The sequence below is a fragment of the Phytohabitans maris genome, from assembly GCF_031085175.1.
GTDB classification, from domain to species: Bacteria; Actinomycetota; Actinomycetes; order Mycobacteriales; family Micromonosporaceae; genus Phytohabitans; species Phytohabitans maris.
Window position 1 is genome coordinate 161,257 of record NZ_JAVHUY010000003.1, and the last position, 13,723, is coordinate 174,979.

A 13,723-nucleotide genomic window follows, 5' to 3' on the forward strand; every position below is an offset into this window, starting at 1 on the left:
CACGCCAGCAACCTATCCGACATGGCAGCGCTGGTGAAGATGCATCCCGATCTTCATAGCAACAATTTAGACACGCCCTTGACTTATCCGGTTCCGAGGCTCAGGCTCCTGATCAATCGGCACGTGCCACCGCCGTGGTGGGCGGGATCGGCCAGGCCGACGACGAGGATTGAGGAGCCCCATCGGTGACGCTCAGCGACGCCCACCGCCGGCACGTCGTGTCCGGCCTGGACCGGTTGTTGTCGACGCTGCCCCGCGGCCGGAAGCTGCCCGCGCGGCGGCTGGCCGAGCTGGCCGCCCAGCACGCCGGCATCGACGTCGTCGCCGGGGTGGCGGCGTTCACCCCGGACAGCGGCGGCCGCGACCTGCCCGCCGGCTCGTGGCGGAGGTCGGGCTCCCAGGTCACCCGCGGACGGCTGCTGCGGCTCACCGGCCCGGGCGGGATACGGTGGCACACCGCGCCGGTACCGGCCGAACCGTCGCCGCTGGTCGCGTTCGTGTTCAGCCTGTCGCTGGGCAACGGCGCCGCGTTCCCGCAGCCGACCGGCACGTTCGCCGTCGAGGTCGAGGGGCGGCCGGTCGCCCGGTTCTGCGTCACCAAGACCGCCCGCACCTGGGACGGAGCCGGCGGGCTGTTCGGCTTCCAACCCCTGCGGGTGGACGCCACGGCGTTCGGCAACGCGTTCGTCGTCGACGACGTGGTCACCAGCGAGTCGCTGTACGCCGACGGCTACGGGGTGCTCGTGCTCCCCCGCGAGTCGCTGCGCGCCGGTCAGCCGGCCACCGTCCGGATCCACGCCGTGGACGGGGAGCAGCCCAGCCGGCACTGGTGCCGGGTCAGCGCCGGCCAGCCCGCCCTCTACGCCGACGACCACCTGCGGGCCGTCCGCGCCACCCTGGCCCCCCGCGAGCCGCTGTCGATCGGCGGCCACACCCTGCTCTTCGGCGACCTGCACAGCCACTCCGGCGAGAGCCACCTGCTCGACGGGCTACCCGACGGCGAGGGCGCCGAGGAGCCGTGCGGCGTCGGCGACCGCACCAGCCTGTTCCAGTACGCCCGCGACGTCGCCGGCCTGGACTTCTACTGCCTGTCCGAGCACGACTGGCAGATGAACGACCGGGACTGGAAGGAGCTGCAGGAGACCAACGACGCCTACCTGCGCGGCGACTTCGTCACCATCCACGGCTACGAGTGGACGTCGGCCACGTACGGGCACCGCAACGTCTACTTCGCCGACCGCCCCGGCCCGCTGCTCTACTCGCAGGACCCGCGGGACGAGCAGAACGCCCTGCCGGACGACGCGCCCACACCGCGCGACCTCTGGAGCCACCTGCGCGAGGCCGGCGTACCGGCGATCACCGTGCCGCACCACATGTCCAGCGCGTTCTTCCCGCTCGACACGGCCGCGTTTCACGACGACGAGTTCGACCGCGTGGCGGAGATCTACTCCACCTGGGGCGACTCGCTGGAACACGGCCAGCCGGTCACCATCGGCGCCGCCCGGCTGCCCGAGCTCGCGTTCATCGAGGCGGTCCGCCGCGGCGTGCGCTCCGGGTTCATCGGCTCCTCCGACAGCCACGACGCCCACCCCGGCAACGCGCAGGGCACCCCCACCCGCAACCACCTGTTCCACCACCTCGGCAGCGGCTTCGCCGCCGTCCTGCTCGACCAGCCCGGCGACGCCGGCCGCGCCGGCATCTTCCAGGCCCTGCGGCGGCGCCGCTGCTACGCCGCCACCGACACCGGTACCGCCGTCTGGCTCACCGTCGACGGCCACCCCATGGGCGCCGACGCCACCACCCGTGACACCGTCCACGAGCTCGAACTCGAGGTACGCGCGTCCAGCCCGCTCGCCGCCGTCCACATCTACCGCGACGGTCACCCGGTCGAACGCCTCGACCTGACCGGCCGCACCCGGTGCCAGCTCACCTGGCGCGACGAAGCACCGACCACGCGAACCGCCACGAGCTACTTCGTCAAGGTCGTGCGCCAGGACTTCGAGACGGCGTGGACCTCCCCCACCTGGCTGCGTCCCGCCTGATCCGGCCGATCACCTTCATCCCACGTCACGAAGGAGTACCCCCTATGGCCCTGTCCAGACGGCGCGGAAGACGCGTCCTGGCAAGCCTCGTCGTCGCGGCGGTCGGTGTACCGCTCGCGCTGCAGTTCGCCTCCCCCGGCAGCGCGGCCGTCGACCCCGCCTGCCCGTGGGTCGGCTCGGCGTCCTCGCCGGACGTCAAGGCGGCCCAGGTGCTGGCCCGCATGACCCAGGACGAGAAGTTCCAGGTCATCACCGCCAGCCGGCCGCCGACCGGCATCCCGCGGCTCTGCATCCCCGGCGTGTACCAGCAGGGCGGGCCCGGCGGCGTCAACCAGACCGTCAAGGGCGTCACCCAGCTGCCCGCCCCGCTCGGCCTGGCCGCCACCTTCGACACCGGCCTGGCCGAACAGTACGGCGCGGTCATCGGCGCCGAGGAGCGCGCCAAGGGCGTCAGCATGGTCGGCGCGCCCACCCTCAACATCGACCGCACCCCGCTGCACGGTCGCAACTACGAGACCTACGGCGAGGACCCGGCCCTGGCCGGCGCGCTCGGCGCCAGCACCATCCAGGGCATCCAGTCCCAGGACATCATCGCGATGGTCAAGCACTACGCCGTCTACAACCAGCAGACCAACCGGTTCACCCTCAACGCCACAGTGGACGAACGGGTGATCCGCGAGATCTACCTGCCCGCCTTCGAGGACGCCATCAAGAACGGCGGAGCCAACGCCGTCATGTGCTCGTACACCAGCATCAACGGCGAGGCCGCCTGCGGCAACGACTGGCTGCTCAACGACGTGCTCAAGGGCGACTGGTCGTTCCCCGGCGTGGTCGCCCCGGACTGGGGCGCGCACACCCGCCACAACCTGACCGCGGAGCAGGTCGCCAACGGCGGCCTGGACTACGAGATCCCGTCCGCGAACGTCTTCAACACCCCGCTGCGCAACGCGGTCGCGAACGGGCAGGTCTCCCAGGCCCGCCTCGACGAGATGGCCTTCCGCGCCCTGCGCGCCATCTTCGCCGCCGGGCTCGTCGACAACCCGGTCGGCACCGCCCAGCCGGTCGCGACCACCCCGGAAAACCAGGCCGTCGGCCGCGCCACCGCCGAACAGGGCACGGTCCTGCTCAAGAACGACAAGGACGTCCTGCCGCTGCGCAACCAGACCCGGAACATCGCGGTCTTCGGCCCCGGCGCCAGCACGTACCCGATCACCACCGGCGGCCCCAGCGCGGGCGTCGCCGCCGACTCCATCGTCACCCCGCTGGACGGGATCAAGAGCCGCGCCGGCTCCTCCGCCTCCGTCCGGTACCTGGAAGGCGTCGAGCCGGTCACCCCGCACAACGCGCTCCTGCCCGGCCTGCCGAACGTCCCGCAGAGCACGCTCACCACCCCGGACGGCAAGCCCGGCCTGCAGGGCGCCTACTTCAACGGCGACGCCACCACCCCGGTCGCCACCCGCGTCGACCGGTCGGTCAACTTCGACTGGGCCCAGGGCCGCGCGCTCGGCCTCTACCCCAACGGCCAGAACCCGCCGCCCGCCGGCACCAACCGGCAGGAGTGGACCGGCACGTTCACCGCACCCGGCAACGGCAACTACACCTTCGACATCACCGCCACCGGCGCCACCCAGGTGACCGTCGACGGCGTCCAGGTCGCCTCGGTCACGCCCACCGGCGGCGCCGCCCAGACCCAGTCGTGGACCGCCAAGCTCAAGGCCGGATCGACCCACACCGTCAAGATCAGCTCCCGGATCGCGAACTCCGGGCAGATCAAGTTCGGCTGGCAACCCCCGAAGGGCGTGGTCGACCCCGAGGTCGCCAGCGCCGCGCGGGCCGCGAAGGACGCCGACGTGGCCATCGTCTTCGCCACCGACTGGGGCACCGAATGGAACGACCGCCCCGCGCTCAACCTGCCCGGCAACCAGGACGCGCTCATCGCGGCGGTCGCCAAGGCCAACAAGAACACGATCGTGGTGCTCAACACCGGCGGCCCGGTGCTCATGCCCTGGGTCGACGACGCCCGCGCGATCCTCGAAGGCTGGTACGCCGGCCAGTCCGCCGGCACCGCCATCGCCTCCGTGCTGTGGGGCGACACCGACCCGGCCGGCCGGCTGCCGATCACCTTCCCGGCCCGCGCCGACAAGACACCGACCTCCGACCCGGCCCGCTTCCCCGGCATCGGCGACGAGGTCTCCTACGGCGAAGGGCTGCAGGTCGGCTACCGCTGGTACGACGCGCAGCAGGTCAAGCCGCTGTTCCCGTTCGGCCACGGCCTGTCGTACACCGACTTCAAGCTCCGCGACCTACAGGTGACGAACCTGCCCGGCGAGGGCAACGTCGCCGTCAACGTCGACGTCACCAACACCGGCAAACGCACCGGTACCCAGGTCGTCCAGCTCTACCTCACGACACCGGCCAGCGCCGGGGAACCGCCACGGCAGCTGCGCGCGTTCGCCAAGGTGACCCTCGGCCCCGGCAAGACCGAGCAGGTCGCGATGACCCTCGACCCGCGCGACTTCGCCTACTGGAACAGCGACGCCGACACCTGGCAGGTCGACCCCGGCCGCTACACCGTCAAGGTCGGCACCTCCTCCCGCGACCTGCCGCTCAGCGCCCAGGTCACCGTCAAGTCCCGGCTCACCCTGCCAGCCTCCAGCCCGGTCAACTGAAGCCCTGGCCGTGGGGGGCCGGGGGCCCCCGGGGCGCCCCGGCCCCCCCCCACGGGCGCCCGGGGCCCCCCCCCCCCCCCCCCCCCCCCCCCCCCCCCCCCCCCCCCCCCCCCCCCCCCGGGGCGGGGGGCCCCCCCCCCCCCCCCCCCCCCCCCGCCCCCCACGACAGGAGCTCCCGTGACCAACCCCGACCTCTCCCGGCGCGCCCTGCTGGCCGCCGGCGCCGGCGGCGTCGTCGCCGCGACCCTGCCCGGCCTCACCACCGCCGCCGAAGCGCACGAACCCGCGCAGCGGCCGAACTTCCTGTGGTTCCTCACCGAGGACAACGGCCCCTACAACGGCGCCTACGGCGACCGGGTCGCCCGGACACCCCACATCGACGCGCTCGCCCAAGGCGGCATCCGCTTCGACGTCGCCTACAGCGCCGCCCCGATCTGCGCGCCGTCCCGCTTCGCCTACCTCACCGGCCTCTACCCGGAGACCGCCGGCCCGGCCCAGCACATGCGCGCCACCGCGAAGATCCCCGACACCGTACGCGGCTTCCCCGAGTACCTGCGCCAGGCCGGCTACTACACCACCAACAACTCCAAGACCGACTACAACGCCCCGATCGACCTCGCCGCCACCTGGAACGCCTCCAGCGGCAGCGCGCACTGGCGCAACCGGCCGGCCGGCACGCCGTTCTTCGCGCAGTTCACCACGATGACCAACCACGAGTCGCAGATGTTCGCCGTCACCGACGGCATCACCGACCCCGCCGACGTCCACGTCCCCGCCTTCCTGCCGGACACACCCGAGGTACGGCGCGGGATCGCGCACTTCTACAACCGCCAGGCCGTCGCCGACGCCGAACTCGGCAAGCGCCTGGCCGAGCTCGACGCCGACGGACTCGCCGACGACACGATCGTCTTCTACTTCGGCGACAACGGCGGCGTCATGCCGTGGAGCAAGCGCTACGCCAACGACCGCGGCCTGCACATCCCGCTCGTCATCCGGATCCCGCCCAAGTGGCGGCACCTGGCACCCGAACCGCCCGGCGGGCACGTCAGCTCACCCGTGCACGGCGTCGACTTCGCCCCGACCGTGCTGCACCTGGCCGGCCTGCGGCCACCGGAGCACATGCAGGGCCAGCCGATCCTCGGCCGCCGGCCGCGCCGGCAACAGGTCACCGTCGGCGGGCGCAGCCGCATGGGCGAACGCTACGACCTGCAACGCGCCGCCCGCGACAGCCGCTACCTCTACATCCGCAACTACCTGCCGCACCGGCCGTACGGGCAGAACGCCGGCTACATGTGGCAGCTGCCGATCTACCAGATCTGGGAACAGGCCCACCTGGACGGCACACTGAACCCGACCCAGGAACGGTTCTGGGACGAGAAGCCGTTCGAGGAGCTGTACGACCTACACGACGACCCCGACCAGGTCACCAACCTCGCCGGCAGCCGCCGCCACTCCTCCACATTGGAACGCCTGCGCCGGTCCCTGGACGCGCACATGGTCGCCATCAACGACAACAGCTTCATCCCCGAAAGCCACCCCGTCGAGGGCTACCAGCAGAGCCGCGCCCCCGGCGCGTACCCGCTGGCACTGGTCATGAAGGTCGCCGAGCTCGCCGCCCGCCGCGACCCCGGCAAGCTCGACCAACTCCTGCGGTACCTGGACCACGGCAACGACATCGTCCGCTTCTGGGCCGCGCAAGGGCTGCTCGGGCTCGGCACCCACGCCGGCGCCGTGGCACAGGCGATGACCGCGACGTTCCACGCCGAACCCTCGGTGTACGTACGGATCCCGCTCGCCGAGGCGCTGGCCCGGCTCGGCCACACCCAGCACTCCGTCAAGTTCCTCGCCGAGACCCTCGACACCCACCCCAACACCTGGGTACGGCTACAGGCGTTGAACGCGCTCACCTTCGTCGGCGTCGCGGCCATGCCGTACAAGGCCGTCGTCGAGCGGGCCGCGGCGCTGCCCGACGAGTACCTCGGCAACGCCGGCCGCTACCTCAACCACGTCCTCGCCGGCACCTACACCCCCACCACGAAGATCTACGGCGGCATGGGCTGATGCGTCAGCCCCGTTGGCACCAGGAGGGAGAAGAACCGGACTACCGCTTCTCCCTCGCCAACGAACGCACCTTCCTCGCCTGGATCCGTACCGCGCTCGCCCTGCTCGCCGGCGCCATCGCCGTCATCCAGTTCCTGCCCGCCTCCGCGCTCGCCGGCACCCGTACCGTCCTCGCCGCCCTCCTCGCCCTCGCCGGCAGCGCGCTGCCCGTGGCCGCGTACCGGCGCTGGGCCCGCGTCCAGCGCGCGATGCGGCTCGGGCACGGCATCCCGTTCACCTATCTCATGGCCGCCGTCTCCACCGCCCTCGCCGCCCTCGGCGCCGGCATGATCGTCCTCGCCTTCGTCGCATGAGCGAGCGGGTCACCCGGCTCGGTGCGGGTCGAGCCCTGTGCCCGCCCGCGGCGAGACGAGCACGGGCATGAGCGGTTCCGACCGCGGCCTGCAGGTCGAGCGGACGGCCCTCGCCTGGACCAGGACCGCGGCGGTCGCCGCGGCCGACGCCGTCCTGCTCGCCCGGCTCGGCGTCCACATCGGCGACCCCTTGCTCCTGCTCGCCGCCGCCACGGCCACCGTCCTCGCCCTCGCCGCCGTCCGCGCCCGCCGTTCCCGCCTCGAACCGGCGGCCCGCTCCTCGACCCCCACCGCCGCACCCGCTCGACTGCTGACCGTCGCCGGCCTCGTCGCCGTCTGCGGCCTCCTGGCCCTGGCCACCCTGCTGATCGCCCCACCCGGACCTTGACCCGGACGGCGGCCGCCGTCTCCGGCCGCCCGGCACCGCACCCCACCCCACGGGCACCGCGCTGCCACCCGGCAGCCCACGCCATAGAACAGGAGTGCACCATGCGAACGCCCCCACGAACCACTCCGCCACCGGTCCGCGCCTCCCGGCGCCAGATCCTGGGCGGTGGCGCCGCCACGGCGGCCGTCCTCGTCACCGGCTCACTCGCCACCGGCGGCCCGGCCGCGGCCACGCCTGCGGTACCCGTCCCGCTCGACGCCACGCTCTTCGTCCAGGTCGAACCGGTCGGGGCGCGGGTCACCACGGTCGTCGTCGAGTACTCCCGCCCGATCGTCCTCCGGCACGGGACGGCGATCGACCCGGCCGCGTTCGAGGTCGTCGCCACGCTCGCCGGCAACGGCCCGACCTCGGTGGCGCCCCGGACCGTCACCCGCGCCTACACCGCGGGCGAGGCCGGCCCCTCGGCCCGGCCGCGCCCAGGCAGGTTCCTCGTCCTCAAGCTGGACATCGCCGACGCGAACTCGGCGTACGCGTACTCCTCCGGCGACCGCGCCTACCCCCTGGACGGGGCGTACCAGATCACCCAGACCGGCCCGATCGCGGCTGGCCGGGGCCACGCGCCGGTCAGCACCGCCTCTGCGCAGGCCGCCGCGCTGTGGCGGCAGGCGGTCCGCGGCGGCGGCGACCACCTGTTCACCACCTACCCGGCGGGCACCACACCGGTCAGCGGGCACCACTCCTGGATCCCCACCTACTCCAACCCGGTCGTCCTCGACTGGCTCTTCAGCCAGCGCCGCAGCCACCGGTAGCCCGAACGTGGGGGGCCGCGCCGCGGGGGGGCGGCGCGGCCCACGGGGCGTGGAACGGCTACCGGGTTACCTTGACCGTGGTGGAGAGCCGGTAGTCGGTGGAGGAGTCGCCGACGTGGAGTTTGTAGTTGCCGGTCGGCACCGTCCAGGTGTCCGCCTGGCCGTCGTAGACGGAGAAGGCGCGCTGGTCGAGGGGGATGGTGACGGTTTTGCTCTCGCCCGGTGCCAGCTCCACCTTCTCGAACCCCTTGAGCAGCGGCGCGGGTTCGCCGGCGGCCTTCGGGTACTCGACGTAGATTTGCGGTACGACGGACCCGGCCACCTTGCCGGTGTTCTTGACCTTGAAGGTGGCGGTCAGGCCGTACTGTCCGCGCAGCGTCCCGTCGGCGCCGGCGGTGCCGGCCTGGAACGCCGTGCGGTCGATCTTGAGGTTGGCGTAGTTGAACTTGGTGTACGACAGCCCGTAGCCGAACGGGTAGAGGGCGTCCGGTGTCTTCGGGGCGTTGTAGTAGCGGTAGCCGGTGCTCAGCCCTTCGCTGTACGTTGCCACGAGGTTGACGCCGGGGAACTGCTCCACTGTGTAGGTTGGCAGGTGGCTCTCCTTCTTGGGGAAGGAGACGGGCAGCCGGCCGGAGGGGTTGACGTCGCCGAAGAGGAGCCGGGCGATCGCGGCCCCGCCCCGGGTGCCGCCGTACCAGGCCTGCAGGATCGCGCCCACGTCGCCGTTCCACGGCATGGTGATGGCCGCGCCGGTGTTGACGACGACCACGGTCCGCGGGTTGGCGGCAGTGACGGCGGCGATCAGCCGGTCCTGGTCGTTGGGCAGGGTCAGGCTGGGCCGGTCCGAGCCCTCGGACTCCACGTCGCGCACTGAGACGACGGCGACGTCGGCCTTGCGGGCGGCCTCGACGGCGGCCGCGATGTTCGCGTCCTGGGCGCCGGCCGGGGCCTTCCAGCCCACCTTGAGCTGGGCGGACGCGCTGGAGGGGGTGAACTCGACCTTGATGTCGTGCGCGCCCTTGCGCAGGTGCAGCGACGCGGCCTTGGGCGCGGCCGTGGTGTTGGTCGCGTCGATGACCAGCTTGCCGTCCAGGTACAGCTTGGCGGTGCCGGCGGCGGCCACGTCGAAGCCGTACGTGCCGGCCTTGTCGGCGGTGAGGCGGGAGGTCCAGACCGCGCCGGCGGTGCCGCTCGGCATCGCCTGCTGGCCCAGGATCGTGCCGAGGAAGCTGCTGGCCGGTGCCGAGCAGAGGCAGGCGTCGGTACGGGTGGCGATCTGGCTGCCGTCGGCCCGGGTGTAGGTGGCGGTGGCGCCGCGGGCGCCGTCGGCGGCGGCCAGCGCGCCGGACGGGATCTGCGGGTAGCCGCTCAGCATCGCGATGCTGTAGACCGGGTCGACGCCGGGCTGGTAGTCGACGGTCGCGCCGGGGACCCGGTCCTTGACGGCCTGCAGGATGGTGTCCTTGCCCTGCGGGGCCGGGTTCGAGGGGCCGCCGCCGGTGAGCGTGTCGTCGACGTTCGTGCCGATGACCGCGATCCGGTCGGTCGTGGCCGCGTCGAACGGCAGCGTCTTGCGCTCGTTGCGCAGCAGCACCGCCGAGCTCTCCGCGAGCTGCTGCGCCTTCTGCGCGCTGGTGGGCAGGTCGGCGCCGGTGCGCTGGGGCGGGTTGTCGAAGATGCCGTACTCGATCATGGTGCGGAAGATACGGCGGACGGTGTCGTCGACCGCCGACTCCGCGATGGTGCCGGCCCGGACCGCGTCGATGAGCTTCTGCCCGAACTGGGAGACCGAGCGGAACTCCTGGTCCAGCCCGATCAGCAGCGACTCCATCTGGTGCGCGGCGCCGGCGTCGGTGCGGACGATGCCGTCGAAGCCCCAGCGGTCCCGCAGCACGTCCTGCATGAGGTACTCGTTGTCGCAGGCGTACACGGTGTTGATCTTGTTGTAGGCGCACATGATCATGCCGATGTCGCCGTCCTGCACGACGTTCTGGAACGGCGCCAGGTACAGCTCGTGCAGCGTCCGCTTGTCGATGTTCACGTCGACCGTCTGCCGGTTGGTCTCCTGGGTGTTGACCGCGTAGTGCTTGGCGTCGGCGATGATGTCGTTGCTCTGCGCGCCCTTGACGTACTCGGTGGCGAGCGCGCCGGTCAGGTACGGGTCCTCGCCGTAGGTCTCGAAGGCGCGGCCGTGGCGCGGGTCGCGCTGCACGTCGACGTTGGGGCCGTGCAGGACGCCGTACCCGGTGGCGCGGAACTCGGCGCCGAGCACGTCGCCGTAGGTGTAGGCGTCCGTGCGGGAGAAGGTGGCGCCGAGGGCGACCGACGCGGGCATCTGGGTCGCGGCGTTGGTGCCCTGGTAGATGCCGACCGGCGAGTCGCCCTGGACCATGTCGGGTACGCCGAGCCGCTCGATGCCCTTGACGTACACCTGCCAGGTCTGGTCGCCGACCACCCGGGTGCCGTAGCCGTAGAGCACCCCGGACTTCTCCTCCAGGGTCATCTGGTTGACGAGCAGGTAGGCGCGGATCTCCGGGGAGAGCGAGGTGTCCAGCCAGGGCCGGTCGTCCTCGGCTGCCGCCGGCGTTCCGGTCAGCAGGGCCGCGCCCACGGCGGTGGCCGCGGCCGCCGCGAGGGTGCGCCGCAGTCGCGGTCTGAGTAGGGATCTGAACATCAGGTTGGCCTCCTTGCGCGCACGCCAGGGCCGGCGTGCGTGGAACGGTGGGTCAGATGAAGAGCCGGGTCTGTGGGGTGTACTCGCCGCGCAGGACGAGGCCGAGGTAGCGGCCGCAGTTGCGCAGGAACTGGTCGGAGCCGGCGACGGCGCGGTCCAGCGCCGGTAGCGCGGGCAGGGCGGCGGCGCCGACGTAGGTGAGGGCGTTGACCGCCTGCAGCCGTACGCGGGCGTTCTCGTGGTTGTCCAGCGTGTCGGTCAGCCAGGTGACGGCCGGGCGCTGCGAGCCGAGCTTGACCAGGATCTCGCTGAGCACCACCTTGACGTGCGGGGACTGTTCGGTGTCCCAGCGCCGCTCGATCTCGCGCCGGTGTGCCGCGCAGTCGCGGGACGCGAGCATCAGCAGGCCCTGGGCCGCCCAATACCGCAGGATGTAGTTGTCCGCGCCCAGCTCCTTGAGGAAGTGGCGGGCGTTGGCCGCCTTCCGTTCGATCGCCTTGTCGGCCAGGGCCTTGACCTGCCGCAGCGGGTAGGCGCCGGGGACCCGGGAGTTCGCGTAGCCCTCGACCGGCGATCCCTCCGGGATGAAGCCGTTGTCGTTGACCTCGAAGATGTGCTCGTCGAGGGCGCGGCGCAGCCGGTTGAGGTCGGCGCGGTGGCGGGGGCTGCCGGCCAGGTTGTGCAGCCCGTCCGGGTCGGCGTGCGTGTCGTACAGCTCCTCGGCCGGACGCTCGCGCCAGAACCGCTCCTGGACCTCGTCGAGTGTGCCGTCCAGGTGCGCCTGCTCCCAGTCCTGATAGGACCTGAGCTGCCAGGCGTAGGCGTTGACCTGACCGTACGGGCGGTGCGGGGCGTAGTTGCGGATGTACCGCAGCCGGCCGTCCGAGACGGTCCGGACGAAGTCGTAGCGCTCGTCCATCCGGGTCCGGCCGCCGAACGCGTACGCCGCCGGGCGGGAGCGCCGCAGGCCGGCGAGCACCTGACCGTCCACATAGTCCGGTACCGGGACGCCGGCCAGGGCCAGCACGGTCGGGCCGAGGTCCATCAGCGTGACCGGCGCGTCGAGCACCGAGCCGGCCCGCGCGGGGGCGAGGTGCGCCCACTTGCGCGGGAAGCGGACGACCAGCGGTACGCGCAGGCCGTTGTCCTTGGCGTGCCGCTTGCTCCACGGCATCACACCGCCGTTGTCGCCGTAGTAGAACACGATGGTGTCCTCGGTGAGCCCGTCGGCGTCGAGCTCGGCCAGCCGGGCAGCCAGCTGCGCGTCCATCTGGGCCATGCGGTCGTACTGGTGGGCGCGGTCGTTGCGCACGTTCGGGGTGTCCGGCAGGAACGCCGGTACCCGCACCGCCGCCGGGTCGGTGGCGCCGGTGGGGGCGTTGAACAGCTGCGACTCGTGCGTGGTCAGGTAGTTGAAGACGGCGAAGAACGGGGCGCCGTCGGGGCGGTCGCGCCAGTGCGCCGTGCCGCTGCTGGCGTCCCAGGTGGCGGCCATGTCGATCGTCGTGTTGTAGTCGGTCTTGCTGTTGTTGGTGCAGTAGTAGCCGGCCTGCCGCAGGTACTCGGGAAAGCCCTTCATGAACCCCGGCAGGGTGCTGTCGGCCCGCATGTTCTCCGCCGGGCCGACCGACTCGGGGCAAACGCCGGTGACGATGGCGAACCGGGACGGGGCGCAGACCGGGGCGACGCTGAACGCGTTGCGGTAGCGCACGCCGTCGCGGGCGAGCCCGTCGATGGTGGGTGTCCGGGCCAGGCGGTCGCCGTACGCCCCGACGTAAGGGTTGTTGTCCTCACTGACCAGCCAGAGGATGTTGGGGCGCCCGTGCGGCCTCGGGTCGCCCGGCCGGGGCGCGCCGGCCCAGGCGGTACCGGGAATCGCGGCCGCGGTGGCGGCGGCGCCGGTGGTCGCCAGGATGCTTCGTCGGGAGATGCGCGGTCGTTGCATTCGGTGCCCTCCGAACGTGGGGTGGGGGTTCGCCGGGCGCACGGCACCCAAGGGGTGCCCGGCCGGGCGGCGACGGTGTGGGGATCGGTGGGGTGGTTAGGCCAGCAGGACGAGCGCCGCAGCCGAGGCACCCGCGGTGACGGTGGCGGCGGTGAGGCCGAGGACGAGTCGTGGGGGTGGCGCGCCGAGCCGGCCGGCCCGGTGGTCCGCCGCCCGTGAGCGGGCGCAGAGCAGGGTGGCCAGCGCCGCGGCAGCGAGCGCGCCGGCCGCCGCGACGGTTGGGGCGGTGTGCGGTGTGGCGTACCGGAGCAGGACGGCGCCGCCGGCGGTCACCGCGAGGGCGGTGCGCCACCAGGACAGCAGGGTCCGCTCCGGTTGCAGCCCCGGGTCGCGCTGACTGCCGCTGCCGGTCACGGCTGCCACAACCGTCCGATGAGGACGGCGGCGGCGACCGCCACGAGGACCACCGCGGCCGCCGCCGGCACCCGGCTGAACGGCAGCGGTTCGTCCCGGCGCAGGGCCTCCTCCACGCGCCGCCAGCGGCGGTAGCTGTTGGCGGCTACCGCGACGCCGGCGCCGACGAGCACCGCGCCGGCCGCGGTGTCCAACGGATGGTCGAACACCTGCAGGAGGGCGACGCCGGCGGCGATCAGCGCCAGGGCGGTGCGCAGGTAGGCGAGCATGGTGCGTTCGTTGGCCAGGGAGAACCGGTAGTCCGGCTCGCTCCCGACCGCGCGCAGCTCGTCCGGCACCGTGCCCCTCCCATCCAGACCGGGCCGCCG

10 protein-coding genes are annotated in these 13,723 nt (G+C 72.6%); 6 read left to right on the plus strand and 4 right to left on the minus strand.

Annotated features, from left to right (window positions below; all coding sequences use genetic code 11):
* The first annotated feature begins 185 nt into the window (after positions 1–185).
* The 6 genes from RB614_RS04030 (at position 186) to RB614_RS04055 (ending at position 8,322) form a co-directional block, all read left to right on the plus strand.
* Positions 186–2,042: a DUF3604 domain-containing protein gene (locus RB614_RS04030; RefSeq protein ID WP_308710960.1), complete on the plus strand. Its 1,857-nt coding sequence runs from the start codon at positions 186–188 to the stop codon at positions 2,040–2,042.
* 44 nt (positions 2,043–2,086) lie between these two features.
* Positions 2,087–4,711 (plus strand): beta-glucosidase, encoded by a 2,625-nt coding sequence (locus tag RB614_RS04035; RefSeq protein WP_308710961.1) that lies wholly within the window; start codon positions 2,087–2,089, stop codon positions 4,709–4,711.
* A 177-nt stretch (positions 4,712–4,888) separates the two neighbouring features.
* The gene (locus tag RB614_RS04040) at positions 4,889–6,772 is read left to right on the plus strand and encodes a sulfatase-like hydrolase/transferase (protein WP_308710962.1); all 1,884 of its coding nucleotides are present in this window, start codon (positions 4,889–4,891) and stop codon (positions 6,770–6,772) included.
* Entirely contained in the window at positions 6,772–7,125 is a 354-nt protein-coding gene (locus RB614_RS04045) for a YidH family protein (RefSeq protein WP_308710963.1), read from the plus strand. Before RB614_RS04040 ends, RB614_RS04045 begins: the two co-directional genes overlap by 1 nt.
* Positions 7,126–7,192: 67 nt before the next feature.
* A complete protein-coding gene (locus RB614_RS04050) occupies positions 7,193–7,513 on the plus strand; it encodes a DUF202 domain-containing protein (protein ID WP_308710964.1) in 321 nt (106 codons plus the stop codon).
* 101 nt (positions 7,514–7,614) lie between these two features.
* On the plus strand, positions 7,615–8,322 hold the full coding sequence (locus RB614_RS04055; protein ID WP_308710965.1) for a hypothetical protein: 708 nt from the start codon (positions 7,615–7,617) through the stop codon (positions 8,320–8,322).
* A 58-nt stretch (positions 8,323–8,380) separates the two neighbouring features.
* On the opposite strand, the gene RB614_RS04060 is transcribed toward RB614_RS04055, so the two are convergent.
* The 4 genes from RB614_RS04060 to RB614_RS04075 form a co-directional block, all read right to left on the minus strand.
* Positions 8,381–10,996, minus strand: a complete 2,616-nt coding sequence (locus tag RB614_RS04060; protein WP_308710966.1) for a glycoside hydrolase family 3 protein — start codon at positions 10,994–10,996, stop codon at positions 8,381–8,383.
* A gap of 52 nt (positions 10,997–11,048) precedes the next feature.
* Positions 11,049–12,941 carry a sulfatase family protein gene (locus RB614_RS04065; protein WP_308710967.1) on the minus strand — a complete coding sequence of 631 codons (1,893 nt, stop codon included), beginning with the start codon at positions 12,939–12,941 and terminating at the stop codon, positions 11,049–11,051.
* Between the two features lie 96 nt (positions 12,942–13,037).
* Positions 13,038–13,364: a DUF202 domain-containing protein gene (locus tag RB614_RS04070; protein ID WP_308710968.1), complete on the minus strand. Its 327-nt coding sequence runs from the start codon at positions 13,362–13,364 to the stop codon at positions 13,038–13,040.
* Positions 13,352–13,693, minus strand: coding sequence for a YidH family protein (locus RB614_RS04075; protein WP_308710969.1), 342 nt, complete (start codon positions 13,691–13,693; stop codon positions 13,352–13,354). Before RB614_RS04075 ends, RB614_RS04070 begins: the two co-directional genes overlap by 13 nt.
* Between the last annotated feature and the right edge of the window lie 30 nt (positions 13,694–13,723).